This window comes from Sporolactobacillus sp. THM19-2, from assembly GCF_004153195.1.
GTDB lineage: Bacteria > Bacillota > Bacilli > Bacillales > Sporolactobacillaceae > Sporolactobacillus.
This window is the reverse complement of record NZ_SEMC01000004.1, coordinates 1-25,833: the sequence shown is the minus strand read 5'-3', so window position 1 is coordinate 25,833 and position 25,833 is coordinate 1. Positions and strand designations below refer to the sequence as shown.

General features: G+C 44.3%; 23 protein-coding genes and 1 other annotated feature. Of the genes, 5 read left to right on the top strand and 18 right to left on the bottom strand.

From position 1 onward, the window contains the following. Window positions 1–240: 240 nt before the first annotated feature. The 3 genes from EWH91_RS04705 to EWH91_RS04695 all read right to left on the bottom strand — a co-directional run bounded on the left by EWH91_RS04705 (window position 241) and on the right by EWH91_RS04695 (window position 4,561). Window positions 241–2,037 carry an ABC transporter ATP-binding protein gene (locus EWH91_RS04705; RefSeq protein ID WP_129928875.1) on the bottom strand — a complete coding sequence of 599 codons (1,797 nt, stop codon included), beginning with the start codon at window positions 2,035–2,037 and terminating at the stop codon, window positions 241–243. Next, window positions 2,027–3,790 (bottom strand): ABC transporter transmembrane domain-containing protein, encoded by a 1,764-nt coding sequence (locus EWH91_RS04700; protein ID WP_129928874.1) that lies wholly within the window; start codon window positions 3,788–3,790, stop codon window positions 2,027–2,029. The genes EWH91_RS04705 and EWH91_RS04700 overlap by 11 nt, the downstream gene beginning before the upstream one ends. A gap of 336 nt (window positions 3,791–4,126) precedes the next feature. Then, the gene (locus tag EWH91_RS04695) at window positions 4,127–4,561 is read right to left on the bottom strand and encodes an Hsp20/alpha crystallin family protein (protein ID WP_129928873.1); all 435 of its coding nucleotides are present in this window, start codon (window positions 4,559–4,561) and stop codon (window positions 4,127–4,129) included. A gap of 232 nt (window positions 4,562–4,793) precedes the next feature. Between EWH91_RS04695 and EWH91_RS04690 the strand changes: the two genes are divergently transcribed. Further along, window positions 4,794–6,896, top strand: coding sequence for a DNA topoisomerase III (locus EWH91_RS04690; protein WP_206184289.1), 2,103 nt, complete (start codon window positions 4,794–4,796; stop codon window positions 6,894–6,896). Window positions 6,897–6,981: 85 nt separating this feature from the next. Here the strand turns inward: EWH91_RS04690 and EWH91_RS04685 are convergent, their stop codons facing one another. From EWH91_RS04685 to EWH91_RS04675, 3 genes are all read right to left on the bottom strand, one after another. Next, window positions 6,982–7,674 carry an SGNH/GDSL hydrolase family protein gene (locus tag EWH91_RS04685; RefSeq protein ID WP_129928871.1) on the bottom strand — a complete coding sequence of 231 codons (693 nt, stop codon included), beginning with the start codon at window positions 7,672–7,674 and terminating at the stop codon, window positions 6,982–6,984. Between the two features lie 120 nt (window positions 7,675–7,794). Further along, window positions 7,795–8,280 carry a threonine/serine exporter family protein gene (locus EWH91_RS04680; RefSeq protein WP_129929075.1) on the bottom strand — a complete coding sequence of 162 codons (486 nt, stop codon included), beginning with the start codon at window positions 8,278–8,280 and terminating at the stop codon, window positions 7,795–7,797. Continuing rightward, on the bottom strand, window positions 8,280–9,080 hold the full coding sequence (locus tag EWH91_RS04675; RefSeq protein ID WP_129928870.1) for a threonine/serine exporter family protein: 801 nt from the start codon (window positions 9,078–9,080) through the stop codon (window positions 8,280–8,282). The genes EWH91_RS04680 and EWH91_RS04675 overlap by 1 nt, the downstream gene beginning before the upstream one ends. Before the next feature lie 389 nt (window positions 9,081–9,469). On the opposite strand from EWH91_RS04675, the gene gpmA reads away from it, so the two are divergent. Then, window positions 9,470–10,213, top strand: a complete 744-nt coding sequence (gene gpmA, locus EWH91_RS04670) for a 2,3-diphosphoglycerate-dependent phosphoglycerate mutase (protein WP_129928869.1) — start codon at window positions 9,470–9,472, stop codon at window positions 10,211–10,213. A 582-nt stretch (window positions 10,214–10,795) separates the two neighbouring features. Here the strand turns inward: gpmA and EWH91_RS04665 are convergent. From EWH91_RS04665 to EWH91_RS04650, 4 genes are all read right to left on the bottom strand, one after another. Then, window positions 10,796–12,034, bottom strand: coding sequence for an amidase (locus EWH91_RS04665; protein WP_240697258.1), 1,239 nt, complete (start codon window positions 12,032–12,034; stop codon window positions 10,796–10,798). 136 nt (window positions 12,035–12,170) lie between these two features. After that, entirely contained in the window at window positions 12,171–12,362 is a 192-nt protein-coding gene (locus EWH91_RS04660; RefSeq protein WP_165364253.1) for a FeoB-associated Cys-rich membrane protein, read from the bottom strand. Window positions 12,363–12,382: 20 nt separating this feature from the next. Further along, complete coding sequence (gene feoB / locus EWH91_RS04655; protein ID WP_129928867.1) at window positions 12,383–14,380, bottom strand: ferrous iron transport protein B; 1,998 nt, start codon at window positions 14,378–14,380, stop codon at window positions 12,383–12,385. Beyond that, a complete protein-coding gene (locus EWH91_RS04650; protein WP_129928866.1) occupies window positions 14,377–14,610 on the bottom strand; it encodes a FeoA family protein in 234 nt (77 codons plus the stop codon). Before EWH91_RS04650 ends, feoB begins: the two co-directional genes overlap by 4 nt. A 245-nt stretch (window positions 14,611–14,855) precedes the next feature. Here EWH91_RS04650 and EWH91_RS04645 point away from each other — a divergent pair, with 245 nt between their 5' ends. Continuing rightward, on the top strand, window positions 14,856–15,929 hold the full coding sequence (locus EWH91_RS04645; RefSeq protein ID WP_129928865.1) for an ATP-binding protein: 1,074 nt from the start codon (window positions 14,856–14,858) through the stop codon (window positions 15,927–15,929). A 113-nt stretch (window positions 15,930–16,042) separates the two neighbouring features. Here the strand turns inward: EWH91_RS04645 and EWH91_RS04640 are convergent, their stop codons facing one another. From EWH91_RS04640 to EWH91_RS04620, 5 genes are all read right to left on the bottom strand, one after another. After that, entirely contained in the window at window positions 16,043–16,336 is a 294-nt protein-coding gene (locus EWH91_RS04640; protein ID WP_129928864.1) for a YxcD family protein, read from the bottom strand. Further along, on the bottom strand, window positions 16,324–16,767 hold the full coding sequence (locus tag EWH91_RS04635) for a hypothetical protein (protein ID WP_129928863.1): 444 nt from the start codon (window positions 16,765–16,767) through the stop codon (window positions 16,324–16,326). Before EWH91_RS04635 ends, EWH91_RS04640 begins: the two co-directional genes overlap by 13 nt. Before the next feature lie 162 nt (window positions 16,768–16,929). Next, a complete protein-coding gene (locus EWH91_RS04630) occupies window positions 16,930–18,117 on the bottom strand; it encodes a MalY/PatB family protein (protein WP_129928862.1) in 1,188 nt (395 codons plus the stop codon). Then, a complete protein-coding gene (locus EWH91_RS04625; RefSeq protein WP_165364240.1) occupies window positions 18,101–18,511 on the bottom strand; it encodes a MerR family transcriptional regulator in 411 nt (136 codons plus the stop codon). The genes EWH91_RS04630 and EWH91_RS04625 overlap by 17 nt, the downstream gene beginning before the upstream one ends. 448 nt (window positions 18,512–18,959) lie before the next feature. Next, the gene (locus tag EWH91_RS04620; RefSeq protein ID WP_129928860.1) at window positions 18,960–19,541 is read right to left on the bottom strand and encodes a thioredoxin family protein; all 582 of its coding nucleotides are present in this window, start codon (window positions 19,539–19,541) and stop codon (window positions 18,960–18,962) included. Window positions 19,542–19,671: 130 nt separating this feature from the next. After that, window positions 19,672–19,896 (top strand) — a binding site (T-box leader). 43 nt (window positions 19,897–19,939) lie between these two features. Here EWH91_RS04620 and proB point away from each other — a divergent pair. Together proB and EWH91_RS04610 are read left to right on the top strand one after the other, a co-directional pair. Further along, the gene (gene proB / locus EWH91_RS04615) at window positions 19,940–21,097 is read left to right on the top strand and encodes a glutamate 5-kinase (RefSeq protein ID WP_129928859.1); all 1,158 of its coding nucleotides are present in this window, start codon (window positions 19,940–19,942) and stop codon (window positions 21,095–21,097) included. Beyond that, entirely contained in the window at window positions 21,094–22,362 is a 1,269-nt protein-coding gene (locus EWH91_RS04610; protein WP_129928858.1) for a glutamate-5-semialdehyde dehydrogenase, read from the top strand. The genes proB and EWH91_RS04610 overlap by 4 nt, the downstream gene beginning before the upstream one ends. 150 nt (window positions 22,363–22,512) lie before the next feature. Here EWH91_RS04610 and EWH91_RS04605 read toward each other — a convergent pair whose 3' ends face one another. Genes EWH91_RS04605 through EWH91_RS04595 form a run of 3 tightly spaced genes read right to left on the bottom strand, consistent with a single transcriptional unit; the run spans window position 22,513 to window position 25,419 of the window. Continuing rightward, window positions 22,513–23,211, bottom strand: coding sequence for a LutC/YkgG family protein (locus EWH91_RS04605; protein WP_129928857.1), 699 nt, complete (start codon window positions 23,209–23,211; stop codon window positions 22,513–22,515). Beyond that, window positions 23,208–24,683, bottom strand: coding sequence for a LutB/LldF family L-lactate oxidation iron-sulfur protein (locus EWH91_RS04600; RefSeq protein WP_129928856.1), 1,476 nt, complete (start codon window positions 24,681–24,683; stop codon window positions 23,208–23,210). The genes EWH91_RS04605 and EWH91_RS04600 overlap by 4 nt, the downstream gene beginning before the upstream one ends. After that, window positions 24,649–25,419 carry a (Fe-S)-binding protein gene (locus EWH91_RS04595; protein ID WP_165364252.1) on the bottom strand — a complete coding sequence of 257 codons (771 nt, stop codon included), beginning with the start codon at window positions 25,417–25,419 and terminating at the stop codon, window positions 24,649–24,651. The genes EWH91_RS04600 and EWH91_RS04595 overlap by 35 nt, the downstream gene beginning before the upstream one ends. Window positions 25,420–25,833 lie beyond the last annotated feature (414 nt).

Sequence of the window (25,833 nt, the reverse complement as noted above, 5' to 3'; positions counted from 1 at the left end):
TCATTTTCTCTGCGCACTATTTCCTTTTTATTATAGGTCATTCCTGATGTTGAGAGAAGGTAAAAAATGCCGGTATGTTGAAGAAAAGCCTGCAAAAGCCGGACCTCTGTTGGCTGATCCTCAGTTGCACGTACACCATCGTCCATAGAATGTTACAGGTTTTATCGCATAAAAAGAGGCTTTCCTGTTTGTTTGGGAAAGCCTCTTTCTGGTGAACAACCCTGATGCGCAGAATTTGAATCATTGCATCAGCGAAGTCCCCTTTGCCATCCGACCGTGCTGTAACTGATACATCTTATAATAGAGCCCTTTCTCCTTCAATAAAGACTGGTGAGTCCCCCGCTCCACAATTTCACCCTGGTGAAGGACAAGAATCTGATCCGCGTCCTGAATAGTGGAAAGGCGGTGTGCAATCGCAATTGTTGTTCTCCCTCTGCGCATTTTTTCCAGAGCAGATTGAATCGCTTCTTCCGTTTCTGTATCCACACTCGCAGTTGCTTCGTCAAGCACCAGGATCTTCGGATTGAGGGCCATTGTCCGGGCAAAGGAGAGCAGCTGTCGTTGTCCGCTTGAGAATGTCGCTCCTCTTTCTCCGATTACTTCATGATATTTGTCCGGGAGTTTTTCAATAAACTGATCCGCCTGAACGAATTCTGCTGCCTTTTTCACTGCATCATCAGAAACCTGATGACTGAGCCTGATGTTGTCGGCAACATCACCCACGAACATGAACGAATCCTGAAGAACCAGACCAATCCTGTTGCGCAGTTCATTGTCCGAAAAAGTGGGTAATGGCTTTCCATCGATATATATATCACCATGTATGACAGGATAAAAGCGCATCAACAGATTGATGATGGAGCTTTTCCCGCTCCCGGTATGTCCGACCAGCGCAACCGTTTCACCAGGATTCGCTGTAAAAGTAATATTTTTCAATATGTCCGTTGTACCATCATAAGAGAACGTGACATGTCGAAATTCTACTTTACCCTCTCTGATCGAAGGAGATTCGGTTCCTATTTGTACCGGAGCCATTCGGTCATCATCAAGCAGCCCAAAAACACGTTCAGCCGAAACAAGTGCCTGCTGGAAAATGTTTAACTGCTGCATGATCGTATTGACGGGATCAAAGAATCGATCAAGATAATTTATAAAGGCATATAAAACGCCAATTTGAACAACATGGTCAAATGACTGAATGCCAAAGAAACTGAGGATCATCATCAGTCCGATCAGATAAACGGAATACACGGCGGAGCGAAGCATCAAAGCATTCAGGCGAACACTTTTCAGCATGGCTGATTTATGGTCGGCGTTAATCTTTCCAAATTCCCGGCGCAGTCTTCTCTCCTGACGCATCGCCTGAATCATGGTCATACCCTGGAGGGATTCATTAAGTTTTGCATTCAGTTGGCTGAGCTTGACGCGAGTCGTTCGATAGACTTTCGAACTCAGTTTCCCATATATCCATGTGAGTCCTGTCAGGAACGGCATTAAGATCAGGCAGATGAGTGCCAGCCGTACATCGAGGATAAACATCCCGACAAAAATACCGATGATCATGATCCCGCTGCTGATGAATGCGGAGAGCACACTGACATAAAGCTCCTTGATCGCTTCCGTATCATTAGTGATTCGTGAGACAAGACTTCCGCCTGGAGTCTGATCAAAGAAGGTCAGCCCTAGATACTGAACTTTACTGAAAACGTCTACTCGCATTTTTTGAATTACATTCAGTGCAATCTTCTGAAAAGAGAGAAGCTGAAAATAGTTAAACAGGGCGGAAATGGCATATAATCCAATAAATCCTGCCGCGAGAAGCGTGAGTGGTCCCCAGGGAAAGTGGCGCGGCGTCAAATAATCATCAATAAATATTTTCATGATAATCGGGCCAAAAACATCGGCTGCAGTAGCGATGAGCAGCATCCCGAATGCTAGTGCCAGACTTTTTTTAAAATCCATAAGATACGCAATCAGGCGCCTCATCACATGTTTATCTGCCCGATGCTTCTGTTGCCGGACGAGCTCAGCTCTCATCTGATTTCCCCCCTTCTGTTACCTGTGATTCAAGCTGCTGGTGAGCATACATTTCTGCATACCAGCCGCCCTGTTCTAACAATTCCTCATGATTACCGTGTTCAGTGATAGACCCCTCACTTAAGACAATAATCAGATCCGCATGTTCCACTGCACTGAGCCGGTGAGCAGATATCAATGTGGTCTTGTTTTTACGTTCTTTTTTCAGTGCCTGTAGAATAGCTACTTCCGTTCGTGCATCGACAGCGGATAATGAATCATCAAAAATCAGAATTTCCGGATCTGCGAGGAGTGCACGGGCAATGGAGACGCGTTGTTTCTGCCCCCCGGACAGAGTGACGCCACGTTCACCGACCACCGTTTTATAGCCATCGGGAAAATTCAGAATATCATCATGAATATTGGCTAATTTTGCCGCATGTTCGACTTCGGCTTGTGTTGCCTCCGGCCTGGCAAAAGCGATGTTCTCAGCAATAGTCGCTGAAAACAGGATATGATCCTGAGGGACATAACCGATTGCACTTCTTAATGCATTAAGTGTCACATTTCGGATGGGTACGCCGCCAATTTCAATACTGCCATTCTGCAGATCGAATTCCCGCAGCAGTAAACGGAGCATCGTTGTTTTCCCTGCACCGGTTTTACCCACGATGCCCAGCGTCTCCCCCTGCTTCAGGGAGAACTTTATCCGGTTTAATGCGGGACGATCGTTTCCGGGATATCGGAACGACTGAATGTCATATCGGATATCACCGGTTGGGACAACGGCTGAAGCCCCTTCAATATCCGTTATTTCCGGTTTGACCGCAAGCAGGCGCCTGATCCGGTCGTAAGATGCACTTCCACGCTCGACAACATTAAAGAGAAACCCAAAAGCAAGCATGGGCCAGACCATCCGACCAAGATAGAGTGTAAAACTGGTTAACAGACCTATGGTCAGTGTACCGTTAATCACGAACCCGGATCCAAATGCCAGCGCGAGAAAAAAGCACAGTGCCACAATGAATGTAATTGTCGGATCAAACAGCGAGTCAATTCTGGCAACAGCCAGATTTTTATTCACCACATCTTTGGATGCTTTACGAAACATTTTGATTTGTGCTTTTTCTTCACCGAATGCTTTGATTACGCGAACTCCCGATACATTTTCCTGCACTTTGTCATTCAGGCCTGAGAAAGCCTCCTGTGCAGACCCGAACCGTTTATGTAGCTGTGAACCATAATACATGGTCAGGACAACCATGACCGGCATGGGCAATAAAGCGATGATCGTCAGTTTCCAGCTGATCAGTACGGACATGGTAACAATCACCATGGCTCCCATAGTCAGTGAATCGACAAGGGTCAGAATTCCTTCTCCTGCGGCACCCTGCACGGCATTAATATCATTTGTCGCGTGTGCCATCAGGTCACCAATTCTCCTTTTCTGATAAAAGTTTGGAGATAATCTGGTGAAATGTTTATACAGATCATTACGCAGCTGGTTAGCCAGAATGATGGATGAACCAAAGATCAGCTGCCTCCAGATATAGCCTGTGAAATAATAAACAACCCCGACAAGGACCAGAAAAAGGATCCACTTTACAAGTATGATCGGAGTCAGACTTCCGTTTTTCATATCGTCAACAACGATTCCGACGACATATGGCGGGATCAGGGACAGGAAACTGGAAGCCATGAGGAACAGGATTCCAAACAGATATTTATATTTTTCCTGTTTAAAAAACCACCATAAATCAATAAATATTCGCAATGCAACACCCCTCCTGAAACGCCCTTTAAACATTTACACACAAAAAAACCGCAGGAGAAGAACTAACCCTCTTCTTCTGCGGGAAATAAACAGTATCTGACAAATACAGCTACAGTTACGTTTATCTGTTATCCGGGCAGTGGAAAAGAGATGAGTGTCAGCTTATCACCAAATATCTTCATTCTATGGGCACCTGTACCCACGTTTATCTGAATTTTCATGACACTCATCACTCCTCCAACAAATCAATGCTCTCATTATATAATCTAATTTCATTTTAGTAAATAAAAAAAGGGAAAAATCCAAATGGATTTTTCCCTTTTTTTAAATTTAAGCTTAATCAATGGAGATCTGTTTATTTTTCCTGCCAGATACTTCCCTTTTAGGAAGTATGACAGTGAGAACCCCATCCTTAAAAGAGGCTTTAATTTTTTCATCGTCAACATTATCCAGAGCGAATTTCCGGGCATATGAGCCGGAAGAACGTTCCTGACGGATAAAGCTTCCATCCTCTGCTTTTTCGTTCGATTCACGGGTACGCGACGCCTCAATGGTCAGTACACCCTGATCGAAATCAAGATGAATATTGTCTTTACTGAACCCCGGCAGATCGACTTTTACACTGTATTCATCCTTCTTCTCCGCAACATCGGCCGCAAAAGACTGAATACCCGGTGTTCTCATAAAATTACGTCCCCATTCGTCAAACCAGGAAGGCAGGAAATCAAAGAACCCATCATGATTTCTTTTTGTTGGATACAGATTTGCCATCATACATTCCTCCTTGAATGTCGATAGGTCATATGATTCATTTTTCATAGCCCTATCTTTTAACCTCTTTATCATCCATCTCTTTACATTCTTATTATAGCCCATTGGTCAAATAAGGTCAATGTTATATTTGATCTTTTTTGACCTTTAGATTTCTCCCGGCTGAAACTTTCTCACCAGTCCGATATAATGGAGAGGATCTCCTACGAAACAGAAAGGACTGTAAAATATGTTGAAAACACTCATCCTGGCTGAAAAACCGAGTGTCGCGCGTGATATGGCCCGCGTGCTCAAATGTCAGCGTGTCAATAAGCATTTCATTGAAGGTGACCGTTACCTCGTGACCTGGGCACTCGGCCACCTGATTGAGCTGAAAATGCCGGAGGAGTACGATATAAGATATAAAACATGGCGTCTGGAAGACCTGCCTGTTATACCGAAAAAAATGGAAACAAAGCCCATCAGGCAAACGAGTGCCCAGTTCCATGCTATAAAAAAGCTTTCAGGAAGAGCCGATCTGAAGGATCTGGTGATTGCGACCGATGCAGGGCGTGAAGGCGAACTTGTTGCCCGATGGATCATTGAAAAAATCCACTGGCGTAAGCCTGTCAGACGACTGTGGATTTCGTCACAGACGGATAAAGCCATTCATGAAGGGTTTCGTAATCTGAAACCGGCAGAGGCATACAATAACCTTTATAAGTCGGCCGTTTGCCGTTCGGAAGCAGACTGGCTGATCGGACTGAATATTTCTCGTGCTCTGACGACGAAATACAATGATTCACTGTCTGCCGGTCGGGTTCAGACTCCCACTCTTTCCATGATTATTCATCAGGAGAAGAAAATTAAAGCCTTCCATCCACAGCCCTTCTGGACCATAAGTGCAGCAGTCGGAAGCTTTACCGCGACATGGCAGAACGGCAGTCAGACGAGGATCCTGAATCAGGATCGGGCAAATAAAATCATTCAGAAACTGAGCGGAAAGAAAGCCACTGTTCGGCATGTCATGACAAAGAAGAAAACAGAACGCCAGCCTCTTCTCTACGATTTAACCGAATTACAGCGCGATGCAAACAGAAAATTTGGTTATTCGGCCCGAAAAACACTGAATATCCTTCAGGTTCTTTATGAACGATATAAAATTGTGACCTATCCGCGGACAGATTCCCGTTATCTGACTAAAGACATTGAGCCTACAATGCGCGAGCGGCTAAAAGCTATTTTGTCTGCCTATAGTGGCGAAGTCAGACCGATTCTTCATAAAAAAAACACGCACGTTCGGGCTTCTTTTGTCTTTAATGATCGTAAAGTTGGCGATCACCATGCGCTGATTCCAACTGAAGAACCGGTTTTCATTCAGGATTTATCTGAAGATGAAGTGCATGTGTATGATCTGATCATCAGACGTTTTCTATCCATTTTTTATCCTGAACGGACATACATGCAGATGCGGGCAGAACTCAGCTCTTCCGGAGAAACACTCGTCATCAATCAGACTCTGGAAACAGATCCTGGTTTTACCGTGCTTTCCCATAATCACAGAAATGAAGTCAATCAGCCTGCGGATACGTTAAAGCAGGGGGACGAACTGCCTGTCCTCGACCTCCGGATTCATCATAAAATGACCGAGCCACCGGCAAGGCTTTCAGAAGCAGACCTCCTGACAAAGATGGAAAAATTCGGGCTTGGGACGCCGGCAACACGTGCAGATATCATTGAAAAACTGATTCAGTCTGAATCGATCAGAAGAGAGTCGGGTGGCCGTCTGGCTCCGACATCAAAAGGACAGCAACTGATCCAACTGGTAAACCCGGATCTTAAATCCCCGGATCTGACTGCCAGATGGGAACGTGAACTGGAGAACATTGCCAGAGGCTCAGGAAATCCTGATCACTTCATGAAAGAGATCAGAAATCAGACAAAACAGTTCGTACAGGAAGTCCGAACGAGCGACAATACGTATAAAATACAGAATCTGACTGAAAAAAAATGTCCGCAATGCGGATCACCGATGAAAGAATCCCGAGCAAGGGACGGCGGCCGCATCCTGATCTGCATCAACAGGGCATGCCATTATCGAAAGAGAATGGATCCAAAGCTATCCAATCACCGTTGTCCACACTGCCACAAGAAGATGGAAATCCACAAAGGCAAAGCAGGTGCATACTTCCAGTGCCGGACATGCGGTATTGTAGAAAAAGCAGAAAACATCGGAAAAAAAATAAATAAACGTGAAACACGGCGACTGATGAATAAAATAAATAACAAAAATGGATCATTTAGTAACAGTCTGGAAGATGCATTAAAAGCCGCAATGAAAAAAGAGCAGGAATAGTTTTTCTGAGCCCTTTCCCTGTAAAAATTTTGTACTTTCTTATCGTATAAAAAAAGAGAAGCCCGGGCTTCTCTTTTTTTTATGCTCATGCATGAACCTGCACCGCACGTTTCAAATGTGGCATATTACTGAAAATAATCTCTGCAAGCGCATGATAACCTTTAGAGGTTGGATGCAGTCCATCCTCGTTTATCAGATCGGAAAAATTTCCTTTTAATTTGAATGCTGAACGGATATCCACACAAGGAACATTGATCTTCTTTACCAGATCCTTAAGTGCACGGTTATACATGCCGTGCCAGTGTTCAATCCCTCCGCACCATCCAATCCAGTGACCGATGGCGTGACTGTAATGCTTCATCAGTGAGCGATAATAGCGTACCGGATCAAGTGGCAGCAGACTGAGGATAACAGGAACTGCCCCAGCTGAGGCAATTCTTTCTACTATCACTCGGATATTCGATAAATAGTGATCAAGGGGTACGATGGGAATGTGCTCTTCATCAGGCAACTGAGCAACCTGATCCCATCTGAAGTTGCAGTCGTTTCCCCCAATATTAATCAGCACCAGATCCGGATGCAGCTGCAGGACATCTTTATCCAGTCTTTTCACCAGAAGATCGGAGTTATCATTAAACACACCTTTGTTGATCACTTCATCATCCTCACCGAGGAAACGCTGCAGCAGTGCCGGATAATTATCTTTGATAATCCTGAATCTTCCGCGGGCACAGGTGATCCCACGCGTCACGCTATCACCAAAACAGACAATCCTCAATATATATTCATCTCCTGGACCTCTACGCATTCCTTAAGTAACCGGGCAAGCGATAAAGGAACTATTTATTATATAGTAACAAAACAGCAACCCTTTTTACAGAAATTACGGGATTTGGTTCTATTTTCTTACAGTCATACTTCTGTCTGACCTGGCTTGGACTTTTCGATAGTTCCTTTTGAAAATCTGATAGACCACCTCGGCAAAGATCAGGCCCATAGCAATAGCTCCTGACAGGATCAATGCTTTCCCGGCGAGATGAAGCGCAAGATTATACTGATCCCCGACCGCCTGCTTCATCACTGTATAAGTCAGCCCTCCGGGAACGAGAGGAATGATTCCTGAAACACTGTAGACGATGACAGGATTTTTAAACAGCCGTGCAAATACCTGACTGAGTAAGGCAATAACAAAGGAAGCAGCAAAGGTTGCAGCAAAGTCATTGCCATTCCACTGATACCCAAAAAAATAAATGAGCCAGGCAATCATACCGATCAATCCACCGTGAATCAAGGGTTTCCGGGGAATATTATAAATGATCCCAAAACCGCACGTTGCAAGAAAACTGGTTACCGACTGAACGACAAATGTCACGGTTGCAGACATCATAGTGAAGCGCCCCCGTTCAGGGCCAGACAGAAAGCAACACCAATGCCTATGGCAAAGGCAGTGAGGCCGGCCTCTGCCGTCTTTGACATTCCGGACATCAGATCTCCTGCCATGATATCCCGAACCGCATTTGTAATGGGAACGCCCGGTACCAGGGGCATGACTGCTCCAATAATGATCTTGTTCAGTTCCACGCCTATCCCCAGTCTGATACTGAGCACCGCAATCAAACCCACAATAATTGAAGACATAAATTCAGAGAAAAATTTAATTCTTGTCAGACTGTGAAAATAGATCATACCTGCCTGACCTGCGCCACCGGCAATGAATGCAGGAATGACATCTTCCCACCTGCCAAGAAACATCAGGAGAAAGCTGCTGCTGGCCACTGCTGCTGCCAGTATCTGCATCCAGATCGGATAAGCTCGATCAGAATGGTCAATTTTCCTGAGCCGGCTATGTAGTTCAGATAAACCAAGATATCCTTTATCAACTTCCCGCGACAGGCTGTTCACCTGTGTCACCTTTCGAAGATTTGTTCCCCGGTGTCTGATCCGAATCATTTTCGTGACATCCTGAGCTTCAATAGAAAAAATGATCCCGGTTGGTGTGACAAAGCTCTGTGCTTCTTTTTCCAGAAAATTTCCTGCTATTCTGTTCATTGTATCTTCAACCCGGTATGTCTCCGCCCCGCTCTGAAGCAATATCTTTCCCGCCAGGATACAAACAGAAGCTACTTCATGAATCATGCCGCTGTTTTCCCCTTCGACCCTTTTGGATTTCAGGAAACCATTCATTCTCTCGATCTTCTTTCTCTGTAATAATGACGCAACAACATGCCTGTAAAAAGAGATAATTGCCAAATTTTGCGACAGCCGGCAATTCATAGCATTCTAATAAGTAAAATCATTATAATATGGTTCGCAGAAGGATAACAAGACCTTCACAGAGTTTTTACAGATGAAAATGTGAAACAGAAAAAAAAGCATGATATAATGAACGGGTGTAGAGATTCATCGGGTCTGTCATACCATGCCGCTTGACGTCGATGAACGTGTAAAACAAAAGAATATCGCCAATACTTTGAATGAATGTCTGGTAAAACAGGAAGGCGAAGATATCGTCGAAATACACCGTGACTTTCCGGCGATCCTTTTTGAAAAAATGAGAGGAGTGATTTTACCTGATGGTTAAACTTGTATTAATCCGTCATGGACAAAGTGAATGGAACCTGGAAAACAGGTTCACCGGATGGACTGATGTTGACTTAACGGAAAAAGGTGAACAGGAAGCGACAGAAGCCGGTGAAATTCTGAAAAAAAACGGTTATACCTTTGACTTTGCCTTTACATCAGTACTCACAAGAGCTAATCACACGCTCTGGAATGTGCTTCATGCATTGGACCTCACCTGGATTCCTGTAAAACATACCTGGCGTCTGAATGAACGCCATTACGGTGCTTTACAGGGCCTGAACAAAGCAAAAACAGCAGAAAAGTACGGTAAGGAACAGGTACATATCTGGAGGCGTTCTGCTGATGTACGGCCACCTGCTCTTGAAAAAACAGACGAGCGCTATCAGGCACAGCTTCACGATCCAAGATATGCTGAACTGTCTGAAGCTGAACAGCCACTCACCGAAGACCTTCTGGATACGGTTGACCGCGTTCTGGTTTACTGGAATAAAGAAATCGCTCCAAGAATTAAAGAAGGTAAGAAAGTGGTTATTGCAGCACACGGTAACTCGCTGCGCGCACTGGTTAAACATCTTGATCAGGTTCCAGCCGATCGTATTATCGGACTGAATATTCCTACCGGCACACCGCTCGTTTATGAGCTGGATGAGAATCTACAGCCGCTTAACAGATATTATCTTGGTGCAGACGGACCACTTGATAAAGAAGTACTTCCATCTGCCGAAACAAAATAATATCATCTTCTCAGGCACTTCCGTGTTAATGGAAGTGCTCTTTTCTTTATATAGTCAACAATTCTATGGATGATCGTGCAGAGAAAGCGCTGGCTCAACCGGCAAGTTTTTCTTCATAAAGACATCCGGAAAACCTGCTGATCGATAACCAGATCCCTGTTTTCGGAGAATTAAAACAGTTTTAAAAAAAGAAACAGTCTCCAAATAAAATGGAGACTGACACGTTCGCCATACCCGTCCGGCCATCATCCCCGGTACGGATGCTACATTCATTTCCGGTAAGGGCAGACCGGAAATATTGTAGTCGGAACGCTCTGATTATAGCTGGGTAAAAAATCCTGAGTGCAAATTGATGGGCAAATCAAAATCATCTACAATCCAAATTGTAACCCTTTTCAGTACATATGTAAAGGCTCTCATATTGATTTATTTATCTTTTCCTGCAAGAGTCGTCATATTGACCATGGATTCAGCCCATTTTGCAAACTGGAAAAGACATCTGTCCTGAAGATGGCCGGCGATACATTGCATGCCGACCGGCAGACCTGCTCTTGTCCGGCCTATTGGCAAAGAACAGGCAGGTTATCCAGTAAGGTTGACAGGACTTGTCATCATCCAGTCGGATTCGGGATTAATCGGTTGCCCATTAACCGAGGACGGCCCTTCCTCATTATAGGGGTAAGCCACAGCAGCAAGTGTCGGAGAAATGAGCACGTCGAAGGATTGAAACTGTTTCTGAAACATACGCCACAGATAAGTCCTGTACGCGTTCATTCCCAGATATTCTTCAACCGTGGCATCCTCTCCTCTGTGAATCATTGAAATCAGGGATGCCGATAATTGGTCTTTGCAGTCACGCATCATTTTTTTTGATTGAACGGCCAGTCCAATCATCCAGAGGCGATTGAAATACCGGACGTAATCGCTCAGATTCTTTTTCATTTGAATATCGGCGGGCTCGACAATTGCCCCTTCTTTTTCCAGTTTATTCAATGTCGTGTGAAAAATCTGTCGTATCTCTTCATCAACAGAATACATGCCAAAATCCAGGGTATAACCGACACGAAACGGCCGTTTTCTTTCAGTCAGCGTACTCGTGACAGAAGGCGTCAGCGGGTCCAGTGAAAAGGGATCCCATATTGACGGTCCCTGTATCACATCAAACATTAACGATGCGTCGTACACTGAACGGGCGATCGGTCCATAGCTGATAAACGGAACTGTGTTGGAAAAAACACTTTCCGGATGATTATCACAGGGAACTCGCCCAAAACTCGGTTTAAAGCCGAACACGCCACATAAGCTGGATGGAATCCGAATTGATCCTCCTCCATCACTGCCTTCAGCTATGGGGCAGAATCCGGCAGCAACTGCCGCCGCAGAGCCCCCACTGGAGCCGCCCGTACCGTTTTCTAAATTCCATGGATTTCTTGCGGGCGGGAAAATACGACTGTTTGTCGTTCCTTTATGCCCAAATTCAGGTGTGTTCGATTTCCCCAGAATGATTGCCCCGGCTTGCCGTAATCGGGAAACAATCGTCGCATCTCTCTCAGGTACATGATTCTTATAAACCAGACTGCCATATGTCGTTCGAATCCCCCGTGTATTCGTCAGGTCTTTAATGACTACAGGCAGGCCTTCAAGCGCACGCGCTGACCCGGAAGCATAGAGTCGTTCGGAAACAGCAGCGGCCTTCAGGGCCTGTTCTTTATTCAGTGTCACTAAAGCATTTAATTGCGGATTCAGCCGATCCACTCGTTTAAACGCACTTTCTATCGTCTCAACCGGAGACAGTTCGTTCTTTCGATAAAGTTCCAGCATGTCCGACGCCTTCAGACAACATATTTCCACCTGACCACCCTCTCTTCTATTTTTGTTAACTTAATTATTGCATAAGTTTACAATTAACAGTATAGAATAAACCGGCCAGCTGGAACAAGCCTGACCGGGCGATGAATTATCGGTTTGAAAGATCTTTTTCCCGAACAGGGACGGCAGTCTGACTCATGCATTGGCAATGCGCCTGTTCACAGGATTTTTTTAATGCACACGCTGCGCATTTCCCCTTCCGGCTCGTCTGTACAAATCTGACGAGCATCCATCCTGCATAGCCGAAAATCAACATACCGAGAATGATGCTTAATGCCATGCCCATGGTAAATCGCCTCCTTAATCAAATCCCAGTAATAAGCCCGTTCGATAAACGATAAATGTAACGAGGTAGGCCAAGACAATACAATACCCGACCGCAAACCATGTCATTCTGCCGGTTCCGGTTTCCTGTCTGATTGCCGGAACTGTCGACAGGCAGGGCACATACAGCAGAGTGAAAACCATGAAACTATAGGCCTCCAGGGGTGTAAAAGCCTGTTTTATTGACTCTGAAAGGGATATACCTCCTGCCGTATGATAAACAATACCAAGAGTTGAAACGACTGATTCTTTCGCAAGAAATCCGGTTATCAGTGCAGAAGCAGCTTGCCAGCTTCCAAAACCGAGCGGGGCAACGATTGGTGCAATCGCCGTACAAATGATGGCCAGGAAACTCTGCTCAATCGGCACGTGCATTCCGTCAGGTCCCAGATAGGATAGCAGCCATACAAGGACCGTCCCGCCAAGAATAAACGTCGTCGCCTTTTTAATGAATCCCTTAGCCTTATCCCACGTGCTTCTTACAAGCGTTCTCAGATTAGGCACTCTGTATGGAGGCAGATCGACGACAAATACCGATTGAGACGTTTTCATAAATAATGAAAAGAGCTTTGCCATGAGCAATGCGATAACGATGCTCATAGCGTAAAGTGAGAGAACAACCAGTGCCTGATAACGGGCAAAAAACACCCCTGCGAACAGACTATAGACGGTCAGCCTTGCCGAGCACGACATAAGCGGTGTGATCAGAACAGTGAGCAATCGCTCTTTAGGCTGTTCAATCGTTCGGGCAGCCATAATCCCCGGAATATTACATCCGAATCCAATCACAAGTGGAATAAAAGCTTTTCCGTTTAACCCAACCATTTGCATCACCCGATCCATAACGAGTGCAACTCTGGCCATATATCCGGAATCCTCTATCCAGGAGATAAAAAAGAAAAGGACGATGATCTGTGGAACAAAGACAAGAACACCACCTATCCCGGAAATAATCCCGTTCAGGATAACATCTCTTATCAGAGGAACAACACCCAGATTTAGAAGTAAATCGTGAGTCCATTGAGTAAGCGGACCGGCAAAAAAGCCATCAAGTATATCTGATACAGGATTACCAATCCAGTTAAACGTGGCATGAAAAATAAAATACATGATTCCGAGAAATATTGGAATTCCGAGAAATTTATTGGTGACAACCGCGTCAATTCGGTCAGTAGCAGTGTGTGACCTGGTTTCCTGCTTTTGCACAACCTCGGGCAGAATCGTTTTAATAAACTTATTTCTCTGACTGCGCATCCAGCCGGAAACCGTTGTCCCGTGTTCGGTCTGAACAGTTGTCTGAAGTTTCTCCCTGATCGATCGTATCTTCTCATACTGAGGAAAACGTCTTGCATAGGCTTCAACCGCCTGATTACCGTCAAGGAACTGAACAGCAAACCAGCGTCTGCTGTCAGCCGGCAGATCAATTGCAGACGATATATCTGAAATAGCTTCTTCTGTATTTAAACCGTAATCAATCCGAAATCCGTTGTGGTGATTTTTCACGCCTCCGGTCAGCATGTCCTGAATGACATGGCAGCCTCTTCCCGTGCGAGCAACAATCGGAACAACCGGAACGGACAGCTTTTCAGCCAGTCGCTGCGGATCGACATGGATTCCCCGATGCCTGGCAACATCCATCATATTCAATGCAATGATCACCGGATGTCCAAATTCAAGCAGGTCAATCGTCAGATTGAGATTTCTCATCAGTTGTGAGGCATCGATAATGTTTAAAGCTACTGTAAACGATTCATCCAGCAGAAAAGAAGCAACAACAGATTCGTCTTTTGATACAGGTGACATGGAGTAAATGCCGGGTAAATCAATAAGCGAACCTGCGTGGTCTTTCAATCGACCTACTTTTTTTTCAACCGTTACGCCACTCCAGTTTCCGACAAATTCATAAGATCCGCAGAGAACATTGAATAAAGAGGTTTTCCCTGTATTCGGGTTTCCAAAAAGTGCAGCCCTCAACTCTGTTCACACTCCACGAAGATGGATCTGGCTTCATTGAGCCGGATACCTACACACTGGCCACATGTTTCAAACATGCATGGGCCTCCGAATGGTAATAGTGCTTTGCAACAAACGACTTCACCTTCACTGACACCAAGATCCATGAGACGTCTGCGAGCCACTTGATTTATTTTCGACAAATCAATAATTTTTGCTTCCATTCCCGGTTTCAAATCAGCCAAAAACATGACCATGCCCCCCGGTCTTACTTCATTTTTTTTGATAATGATAATTGTTATCAGTTAAATTTTAAATCAAATCCCCCACCGTGACAATGGATAAAACTGAAATATTTATTTTTACTTCTTGTGATTTTTGATAAAATACTGACTTTCATGACATGATTGTTTAAAAGATAAAATGTTTTCCTAAATTTTGCATATAAATTTACAAATACCGCATTTAATTTATACTTTTATTGGGAGGATTGGATATGAATGACAGAGGCGGATTGACAGACACAGCATGTGCATACAGGGAGATCCTGGATCATACAAATGATGCAATCATTATTCTTCAGGGAGAACATACGGTTTGGGCGAACAAACCGGCAAGAAAATATTTTGCTGCTACTGAATGGACTGAGGCCAAAGAGATTTTTCTCCCTCATTTTTTAAAAAAACAGGATTTGATGAAACTGCAGAATATCATTCATCATGTCATTTCTTACGGTCAAAAGGAATCGGTTGCCACGATTCGTCTTCCTGTCATTATACCAGACGGAACGGTTATTCAGTCAGAAATTCATATTCATCCATTCACATTTCATCACACACCCCTGGTCCAATTGACAATCAGAGACATCGGAGATATAAAAAATGCTGAACTAAACCTGATGCAATCTGAAAAATTATCGGTAATTGGTGAACTTTCTGCCGGAATCCTGCATGAAATCAGAAACCCTCTGACATCCATTAAGGGTTTTCTGCAATTAATGCAGAAAGATCCTGTACCTGATAAAAATTATATTGAGATTATCCTTAATGAAGTCAACCATATAGAAAATATTGCCACCGGACTGCTTAATTTCACAAAACCTCAGCCGGAGCATTTTGTTAAACTGGAACTTGGCAGCATATTAAAAAATACCCTGTTCTTATTTGAAACCCACGCAGTCAGGAAACATATTTCCTTTGACGTGATCGGTGACGGTGACGCACATCTTATTTTAGGTGATAAAACCCAGATGAAACAGGTTTTTATAAATCTAATCAAAAATGCAATCGATGCTATTGATGATGACGGAAAGATATCCATTTCACTGATATCTGCTGATTCCCGCGAAATCATAAAAATCAGTGACTCCGGAAAGGGAATGCCTTCAACCATCATCACAAAGCTGGGTAAATCCTTTTTTACCACAAAAGTCAGCGGTACCGGACTCGGACTGATGGTCACGTTCAAAATAATTAACAACCATAACGGTAAAGTGTTTATTGAAAGTAAAGAAAACAGGGGAACGACATTCACGTTGACGTTCCCCTGTTACTCCGTTGCACGCCCTTAATTTAAGGGCGTGTCCTTATATTCTTCTATGTATATGTAAATAAAAAAAGCCTCTCAGAGGCTTTAGTGTAAAAGCTTGCCAGTCGGCAAGTTTTACTTCTCTTATTGATGATTTTAAGCACGATAATGGACAATGATCCCCAGCTGTTCGTCAAGTTCCAGTTTTAAAGAGGCTGCGAATGGGTCTGTATGCATCTGGGTATCCAGCCAGAAGCGTACGGCTTCAATAATATTTGAAGCGACAAGGACCTGCCTGCGCCCATTAAACCAGGTTTCTGCCGAGAAACCATAGTCATCATCATACATGAGTTCCACCTTGAATGCTTCAGGTGACGCTGACTTCTTATCGGCCAGAAACAGGCATATAGCGTTCACAATATCCTGTTCCTGAATGATTACCTCCTCCATGGATTACTGTCCTCAGCTCTTCTCTTTTTTGTTCGATTGGTAAAACTGCTTATGATGTAACGAATTAATGCGATAATCGCAACGATCGCAAGAATGTTAATAAGCAATCCGGCCATCATGCCGAACCCGCCGAGGTGAGATAACAGGCTGCCAAAAAGCAGACCCGACAGACCTCCAAAAATCATCCCCTTCATAAACGAACCGCCTGAGAAATTTCTTTGTGAGGTTGCCGTGCGATTCACATTGGAACGCTGCTGCTGCTTATTGCCAAATAACGAATTGGTGTTCGTTTTATTTGAGTTAAACGACTTAACTCCCGAACGGTACCCCTTTGCACTGGCCTGATTGTCATCCTGTTGAAAAACAAAATTACCGGCCGGTGTAAAAATCAGTGCAAGAGCGAGAAACGATGCCAGTATTTTTTTTAACATTTCATTTTGTCCCCCCATTTATTTATAAGCATAGATATCTCCACTTATGATTTACGAAACCGTATCGACGAGGTTTCATCGTTTTTCGTGGAAACGTGTTAATTCCCAGTATTATAATTATTCGAACGATCAACGAATATTTGACGGAACTATGAACAATTTTTATCGTTTTAATGTATCGACTGCCCTTTTCAGTTGCTTCATGGCTTTTTCGACATAGGCATGCGGACATGCCAGATTGATCCGGACAAATCCTGCACCTTCCTCTCCGAATGTGTATCCCGGATTGAGCGCCAGACCGGCTTTTTGGACCATGAAATTTTGCAGTTCCCGCTTCCCCAGACGGAGCCTGTGACAATCAATCCATCCCAGGTAAGTGCCTTCCAGTGGAGACATCGACAGCATGGGTAAATGTTCTCGAAAAAAGGTGGATACATAATCTGCATTCCTTTTTATGTAATCAAGACATTGATCAAGCCAGGAAGATCCCGACCGGTATGCTGCTTCAGCAGCAATCATACCTGCTGTATTCGGTTCACTGAGATTGAAGCGTCGAATCTGATTCATGTATTTTTTTCTCAATTGATCATTTGGAATGATGATATTAGAAACCTGCAGGCCGGCAAGATTGAACGTCTTGCTGGGCGCTGTGCAGATAATGGCATGTTGTTGTGCTTCTTCAGACAGACTGGCGAAGGGAATGTGATGGAATCCCTTAAAAATGAGATCACTGTGAATTTCATCTGAAACAACCAGAACATGTGAAGCAGCAGCAAGTTCTGCAACACGCAGTAATTCATCGCGGGACCAGACGCGGCCGACAGGGTTATGAGGGGAACATAAGAGCATTAATCTGACGGATGGATCAGCCATTTTTCTTTCCAGATCGGTAAAATTCATATGATATCGTCCACGTTCGCAGACCAGCGGGTTTTCAATAAGTCCTCTCCCCTGGTTAATCGCAGCCTTTATGAAAGGAGGATATACCGGCGGCTGGATCAGGATCTTGTCCCCCGGTTTTGTGAACCCGTCGAGAATCAGATTCAATGCTGTAACAACTCCCGGGCTGTGACAAATCCAGCGCTTTTCTATCTGCCATTCATGACGCCTTTTCATCCATTCTCTGACGGATTCAAGATAACTGTCTGTTCTTTCCATGTAACCATAAAGTCCATGCTCCACTCTGCTTTTCAGTGCTGAAGTAACCTCGTCAGGAACACGGAAATCCATATCAGCGACCCACATGGGGAGCAAATCTTTACCGCCAAAAATTCGATCAGCCCCATCCCACTTTATCGAAGCCGAACCCCTCCGATTAATCTGTTCATCAAAGTCATAGCGTTTTGCCATAATCTTGCTCCTTTGCAGCATCTTTTCCCATTTCCTCAGGATGCAGATTCTTCAATTCAACAATTAGCTGATCAATATATGTTATTTTATCACGAATATGGGCTTCTTCTACAGCCAGAGCTGATCTTTGACTCATCAACTGTTCCAGAATATTTTGGATCAAGTGAGAAGATCCGCATCCATATGTTCTTTTCAGTGAAAAAATTTTCTGGATGGTTTTTAAAGACAATCCCATTCGTTGCATGTCTTTTATTGCCTGAAAATCTTCGACTTCCGCCTTTCCAAAGTCTTTAAAGGCACCATTCATTGCCGGCTGAATTAACCCTAATGCCTCATAATAACGGACTGTGTCTTTCGTTGTCCGGCACAGCGTGACAAACTGACCTGTTTTCAAGTCATTCACTCTCCTTGTTGACATGGGGTCAACCCCGCGGTGTTTAATCAGATTATTCATTTTCCTGGGGAGGAATAATCATGTTCAGTGGTTCGATATTAATGATTTACGCCCTTATCTGTCTTATTTCATGCTGGATCTTCTGGCAAAAATCACTTTTAAAGTGGCCGCTTCTCTTATTCTTTTTTGCGCACCTGACTGGCTTTTTTACTGGTTTTCTGCTCGTCAGCCATGAAATCCCGTTGATTATAATCATTTTAGTCATATTAATACTTTTAGCAAGCAGATTTTGTATCGGGTATCTGATTTTTCATCAGGTGCATCCATGGCATCATATCTTCATTGGTCTGATTTTGCTTCTTCCCGTACTGGTCGACCGGCTTTAATCACTTTTACATGAAAAAAGGTGTCCCTCCATGAGGAAGACACCTTTTTATTTCGGTTCGGGTCAGACCAGATCACAGGCTTCGCCCGGCATCCAGTGTGGATCCTTCCCCTCCCATTTGATATTACAGCCAATCGGGTTGGTCAACGGTGTAGATACCGGATGACCTTTCGTGATTTCGGACAGGGCCTGGTCAAGATTATTAACTGTGGCCTTTTCCGGCTGTCTCGGATTATCCAGTTCACGACCGGTATACACCAAATGACGGTTTTCATCAAAAACGAAGAAATGTGGTGTTCGTAACGCGCCATAACTGAGCGCGATTTTCTGCGAATTGTCTCGCAAGTAAAGCCATGGATAATGCTTGTCATTCATTTGTTCGACCATATGTTCAAAAGAATCGGCCGGGTGTGTCTGCTCACTGTTTGAATTAATGGCAACAAACTGAACACCCTGATCTTTGTATTTTTCAGCCGTTCTCTTTGTTACCGGGTTTGATCCGAGCACAAAAGGACAATGATTGCATGTAAAGAAGATCACCAGCGTTTTTGCCTTTGAAAAATTCGAAAGTGTATAGTTTTTCCCATCTGTTGCCGGAAGTGAAAATGAAGGCGCTTTTTCACCAATCTGCAGTGTAAATGCCACTAAAAAACCCTCCCCATAACCGTATCTCTTTTTATCGTACCATCGTTTTTATAGAAATGAAAAAATTTTGCATCATCAGCAAAGTCGTCATTGACTTTTGTACATTAATTGAATATAATAAATCTACTTATATAAAGCGTTGACAGGGATTAGTAAACAGTGAATTGCGTCAGAGAGTGACACTCATCGGCTGAAAGGCGTCACCGCACCCTTCCTGTTGAACCTGCCTCTTGAGCTGTCCGGCCAATTAACCGGACCGTGTCTTCTCGTTACGAAGTTGAAAGAGAGCATGAGAAGGGAACTTCTCATGCTAACGAAGGTGGTACCGCGGGCAAAGTCTCTTCCCGTCCTTTATTTGGACAGGAGAGGCTTTTTTTAATGGAAAGGAATGTCCCTCTATGGTATTAAAACGGATTGTTGTAAAAATCGGCAGTAGCTCTCTGACTGACACGCACGGCAATATTGATATGCATAAACTGACAGATCATACAAGCGCTATTGCCCAACTGAAAAAAAGCGGTCATGAAGTGATTCTCGTTACATCCGGTGCCGTAGCAGCAGGCTACAGTGAACTTGGTTATCCGTCAAAACCGGTAACTCTTGCGGGAAAACAGGCGGCGGCGGCAGTAGGCCAGGTGAAGCTGCTAAACAACTATGCCTCGGCGTTTCGAAAGTACGGGATGACAGTCGCTCAGCTGCTTCTCGCCCGTCAGGATTTCAAGAAACGGGAACAGACGAGTCATGCCTGCTCTACACTGAATGAGCTCCTGAAGCGTTCCGTCATTCCAATCATTAATGAGAACGATTCAGTCTCGCTAGAGGAGCTTACTTTTGGTGACAATGATATGCTGTCAGCACTTGTCAGCGGGCTGGTCCACGCCGATTTTCTTGTCATCCTGACCGATGTTAACGGCCTGTACGACAAGAATCCGAACCAGTTTAAAGACGCCACACGTTATCACTTTTTAAATACTCTTCCTGAGCCATTGATTAAATCCGTAAGCAGTACATCCGGTTCAAAGGTTGGAACCGGTGGGATGAAATCCAAGCTGCGTGCAACGGAAACCGCCCTGTCACTGGGCGTCCGGATCTTTATAGGGAAAGGGACAGGGCCCGACAAACTGCTAAAAATTATTAATGGGGACGGAAACGGCACGTACATTGGCCCAACCGATTTGAAACCATCGCTCCGGGTGTCTGAGCAATGGATTGCGCTTCACTCTCCGGTCTCAGGAAAAGTGGAAATTGATGATGGTGCGGCGCATGCTCTGATGGAAAAAGGAAAGAGCCTCCTTCCTGCGGGAGTCAAACGTATTTATGGACGATTTTACGCCGGTGAAGTCATTCAGATTATGGACCGGTATCATCATATTCTTGGTAAGGGACAGGTGAACTATTCCGCCGATCAGCTAAACAAAATAAAGAGTATGCCAAGCGATCTGGCCATGCGCCTGGTAAAGAGCGATCATCCTGAGGTCGTTCATCGTGATAATTGGGTTCCGTGGACAGCAACGATTTCTCCAGAAGCAACCGAAGGAAAGGAAGAGATAAAATGAGCCATCAGATCATTGCATCAGATGAATTACTCGAGAAAGCCGCAAGGGCGAAAAGGGTCTCCTCCCGGCTCGCCATATTGAACGCCGATCAGAAGAACAAGGCCCTTTCAGAGATCGCTTCAGCTCTTCAGTCAAGCCATGTGTCCATTATTGAGGCGAATAAACGGGACCTGGATAACGCCCAAAGTAACGGGATGAGTGATGCATTACTGGATCGTTTATTGCTGAACAAGGAGCGGATTGATGCTATGGCCCAGTCATTGCAGGATGTTGTTTGCCTTCATGACCCGATTGGTGACTGTCTGGAAAAATGGGATCGGCCGAATGGTCTGCATATCCAAAAGATGAGAGTCCCCCTGGGTGTTGTGGGTATGGTTTATGAAGCCCGGCCAAACGTCACTGTTGATGCGACCAGTTTATGCCTGAAGACAGGTAATGCTGTCTTTCTTCGCGGAAGTCGTTCAGCATTGCAGACAAACCATGCACTTGTTGAGATCATCCACAAGGCGTTATCAAAAACAGAGGTATCTCCCGACAGCGTACAGTTACTTGAGGATACCCGTCACGAAACGGTTAACCGTTTCTTCAGACTGAACGGGCTGATCGATGTGCTGATTCCCCGTGGCAGTAAAAAGCTGATTCAAACCGCTGTTCAACAATCAACGATTCCGGTTCTTGAAACCGGCGCGGGAAATTGTCATCTTTTTATCGATAAAACGGCTGATCCTGACATGGCTGTTAACATTACATTGAATGCAAAAACGCAGCGTCCTTCAGTGTGCAATTCCATTGAAACGGTCATCATTCAGAAGGACTGGTTTACACAGTACGGCAATCAACTGATCAGAGCACTGAAAACCGCCGGCGTTGAATGCAGGATTGATGAGCAGGTATCCGATGTATTTCCGGATCTTCGGATGGCTACTGAAGAGGACTGGGAAACAGAGTACCTGGACAAAGTGATAGCGGTCAGGATTGTCAGAAATGTTGATGAAGCGATAAATCACATCAATCGTTATGGAACAAGGCATTCAGAGTCGATCATTTCCGAAACCCCCGAAAATGTTCATCGCTTTTTTCAATTGACAGATGCTTCAACACTTTATCATAATGCTTCAACCCGTTTTACCGATGGTGAAGCTTTCGGATTTGGTGCAGAAATTGGTATCAGCACTCAGAAACTGCATGCCCGGGGACCAATGGGTCTCAATGCCCTGACCAGTATCAAATATATTGTTGAAGGTGATGGTCAGATTCGTGAATAATTCATCCATCTACTAAAAAAGGCAGTCCCTGATTATGGGAACTGCCTTTTTCATACTTTGAAAATCATTTTCAGGAAAGGGTATCAGAAAAACGAAATCTCCGGCAGCTTTTGCAAGCCGACAGTTGGCAAGTTTTTCTTCATTATGCAGTCAAACATCCTGAACCAAAATGTAAGCCACTTTGACCGGTCCATGTACACCGACTACCAGCCTCATTTCAATGTCTGCACTGTTACTGGGACCTGAAATAAAATTGATATACGGTGAGATCTTTTCCCCCGTTGCTACTTTATCTTCAACCATTTTCATTGCCTGAGTTAATCTGGGAACAATCGCACTTTCAGGAACAATGACTATTGACGTGACAGGAAGCAGGCTGACACTTCTCGCTTTATCCTTATCATGAAAAAAACCGGCAGTAGCCGACTCAGCAAGCATCACATCGCAGACTGATAATCCAATATTAGCCTCGTCAGCCCGGTCAATATTCTCATGGCCTTTCTCTGTATTCCAGACGTATACATTATTTTGTTTTAACACTTCAGTAAGGCCAAATTCAGCGAAACGGCCGTCATTTGTTGCAACGATCCGGCCTCCACCATAAGTGTGAATCGTCTGATTCAAAATTTGAGGTAAATGATCTGTATCTGTCTCAATAACCTTTGTATGGATGGATTGGCTTACCCGTTTGATCAATTCAACAAGCTGATTCTTTGATTCATTCTGATGAACTGCCCACTGCGGCTGATAGCTCCAAACCGGTTCTTTAATCGTTTCTTCAGGTTGACGATTCATTTTTTTTGCAATCTTATTCAGAAAAGCATCCCTGTTCTCAATCGTTCCTCTCAAAATGATTCACCTGCCCCTTCGTGATGGTCTGTTTGATGGCCTTCTGTTTTTGATTTTGATTTGTGTTTTTTGAACCATTCACGGAAATTTTCTTTATCTGGTGCAGGAAAGTCTCGTCCATGTGTCCATGATTTTATCGGACCCGGCCCTTTTTCAATAGCCCCATTATGAACGAGTGGTTTTAAAAGTATCGGAGCCGTTTTCATACCCGCTTTAAATAAAAACGGTGAACGGGCTCCCACTCCAAATCCCTTCATTGCCATTCTTTCTCCGAGGGGGGGATGGCCTCCACCTTCAACATATTTTCTTCGATGTTTAATGAGCAGCTGGTGCAACGGTATCCTGACCGGGCAGGCTTCGGTACATGCCGCGCAGAGGCTTGAGGCATATGGCAATTTTCCATATTCTTTATATCCCCCAAGGATCGGTGAAAGGACCGCACCAATCGGACCCGGATAGATCGAACCGTAAGCATGACCACCAATATGGCGGTAAACAGGACAAACATTTAAACAGGCGGCACACCGTATACAGTGCAGAGCAGACTGGAACTCTGTACCAAGGGCGTTTGAACGTCCGGCATCTACGATGACCAGATGAAAATCCTTTGGACTGTCCACTGTTTCTGACTGATCATCAGGCGTAATATCTGTCACATAAGTGGTCAGTTTTTGACCGACAGAACTGCGGCAAAGCAAAGTCACCAGAGTATCCAGTTCTTTCCACGATGGAACCAGTCGCTCCATACCCATGACCGTGATCTGTGTTTCCGGGAAAGTCGTTACCATATTAGCATTACCTTCGTTGGTGACGAGGCAGATACTTCCTGTATCAGCAACAGCAAAATTGCATCCGGTAATTCCGACATCAGCGTGCAGGAATTTTTCCCTTAATGTTTTTCTGGCAAATCCGGCCAGTTCTTTTGGATCATCTGTTCCTGTATATCCCAGTTTTTTAAACGAATCGCGAATCTGCTGTCTGTTTTTATGTACAGATGGCACGACAATATGCGAGGGTTTATCATGATCCACCTGCAAAATAAATTCAGCGAGATCCGTTTCCAGAACATCGCAACCTGCTTCCTCTAATGCTTCATTCAAGCTGATTTCTTCTGTCACCATGGATTTAGATTTTACAACGTTCTTCGCTTTTTTCTTTTGAACGACCCGCTTGACGTATTCTCTGGCTTCTTCTGCAGTCTGTGCGAAAAACACATGTCCGCCGCGTGCAGCAAATTGATCGCTTAATTCTTTCAGATAATAATCGAGATGATTCAGTGTAAAAGCACGAATTTCTTCACCGGCGTGGCGCCAATCTTCCCAATTTCCAAGCGATTTGTCTCCTGAAGTTGCATTTAATTTCTTATTTCGTAATCCGTCCTGAGCGGACGACACAGCCTGTGTCATAAATGAATTATGAATGGCATCGTCGACTCTCTTAAAGAACGGTTGATTTCCCACTTTCATTGGCATGATCAACATCCTCCCTTCCTGGTAGACTGTTCAGGATTTGTGCAATATGCACGACTTTAATATTTTTTCCGAGTCTTCGCATCCGTCCACCGATATGCATCAGGCAACTGGCATCTGCTCCTACAAGAACATCTGCCTTCGTTTCTTCAATATGACGTATTTTCTCATCCGCCATTTGTTCGGCAATGGGGAACATCTTGACTGAAAAGGTTCCTCCGAATCCGCAGCAATCATAATTATTAGGCAGTTTAACCAGTTCAAGTCCTTTTACATGGCTAAGTAACTTGTAATGCGATTCATGCTCCCCAAGAAGGCGCGACATGTGACAGGAGGTATGAAGAGTGACTCGTGCATGAAATTCAGCACCTACATCTTCAACATGAAGGACGTTTACGATAAACTGTGTGAATTCATAAGTCTTCTTAGCAACTTTTTGTGCGCGTTCATGCCAGTCTGGATCATTGGCAAAAAAATCAGGATACTCATGAAACATCGCAGCACAGGATCCTGACGGACAGACAATATAATCCGAATGTTCGAAAGTGCGAATCATCTGTTTCGCAGGGCCTGCCGTATCCTTTGCATATCCACTATTGAAGGCAGGCTGTCCACAGCAAGTTTGCCCTTCAGGGACATCAACTTCACATCCCAGTCTTTCCAGTACCTCTGTGACATCTTTGAGAACGTTTACATAAAATAACTCACCGAGACATGTTGTAAAAAGTGAAACTTTCATCATTTACCATCCTCTTTTCTTCGGTGCCTGATAACCAAATTCAAATAAGTATGGATTCCGTTTCATATTCCCCTGTTATTCATATTTTTGTCACATATCTATCACTCATCAATCACATTTTATCTGTTATAAAACACAGGTCAACCCTTTTTACTTAAATAAAGAATTACTTTATTGTTATACTCATTATGCATTAAATCACTTGACCAGATCTATCTTGTTCATTGAGATATTTCATTGATTCTTCAGATAACTTCGTAGCCGCTTATTAGATTTGAATCTTGTAAAAATCGAGTAGGAGGCAGTTCACACTGCCGACCTCTCACACCACCGTACGTACGGATCCGTATACGGCGGTTCAATAACTTAGGCACTTTGAATATACTGGAGCCTCTTGGAAAGGTTAATCAATCC

Bases quoted from the DNA above. Each gene is read 5' to 3' on its own strand.
- EWH91_RS04705 (WP_129928875.1), bottom strand. From the start codon at position 2,037: ATGAGAGCTGAGCTCGTCCGGCAACAGAAGCATCGGGCAGATAAACAT.
- EWH91_RS04695 (WP_129928873.1), bottom strand. From the start codon at position 4,561: ATGGCAAATCTGTATCCAACAAAAAGAAATCATGATGGGTTCTTTGAT.
- EWH91_RS04680 (WP_129929075.1), bottom strand. From the start codon at position 8,280: ATGTCTGCAACCGTGACATTTGTCGTTCAGTCGGTAACCAGTTTTCTT.
- EWH91_RS04675 (WP_129928870.1), bottom strand. From the start codon at position 9,080: ATGAATGGTTTCCTGAAATCCAAAAGGGTCGAAGGGGAAAACAGCGGC.
- gpmA (WP_129928869.1), top strand. From the start codon at position 9,470: ATGGTTAAACTTGTATTAATCCGTCATGGACAAAGTGAATGGAACCTG.
- EWH91_RS04665 (WP_240697258.1), bottom strand. From the start codon at position 12,034: ATGCTGGAACTTTATCGAAAGAACGAACTGTCTCCGGTTGAGACGATA.
- EWH91_RS04660 (WP_165364253.1), bottom strand. From the start codon at position 12,362: ATGGCATTAAGCATCATTCTCGGTATGTTGATTTTCGGCTATGCAGGA.
- EWH91_RS04650 (WP_129928866.1), bottom strand. From the start codon at position 14,610: ATGTTTTTGGCTGATTTGAAACCGGGAATGGAAGCAAAAATTATTGAT.
- EWH91_RS04645 (WP_129928865.1), top strand. From the start codon at position 14,856: ATGAATGACAGAGGCGGATTGACAGACACAGCATGTGCATACAGGGAG.
- EWH91_RS04640 (WP_129928864.1), bottom strand. From the start codon at position 16,336: ATGGAGGAGGTAATCATTCAGGAACAGGATATTGTGAACGCTATATGC.
- EWH91_RS04635 (WP_129928863.1), bottom strand. From the start codon at position 16,767: ATGTTAAAAAAAATACTGGCATCGTTTCTCGCTCTTGCACTGATTTTT.
- EWH91_RS04630 (WP_129928862.1), bottom strand. From the start codon at position 18,117: ATGGCAAAACGCTATGACTTTGATGAACAGATTAATCGGAGGGGTTCG.
- proB (WP_129928859.1), top strand. From the start codon at position 19,940: ATGGTATTAAAACGGATTGTTGTAAAAATCGGCAGTAGCTCTCTGACT.
- EWH91_RS04610 (WP_129928858.1), top strand. From the start codon at position 21,094: ATGAGCCATCAGATCATTGCATCAGATGAATTACTCGAGAAAGCCGCA.
- EWH91_RS04600 (WP_129928856.1), bottom strand. From the start codon at position 24,683: ATGCCAATGAAAGTGGGAAATCAACCGTTCTTTAAGAGAGTCGACGAT.
- EWH91_RS04595 (WP_165364252.1), bottom strand. From the start codon at position 25,419: ATGAAAGTTTCACTTTTTACAACATGTCTCGGTGAGTTATTTTATGTA.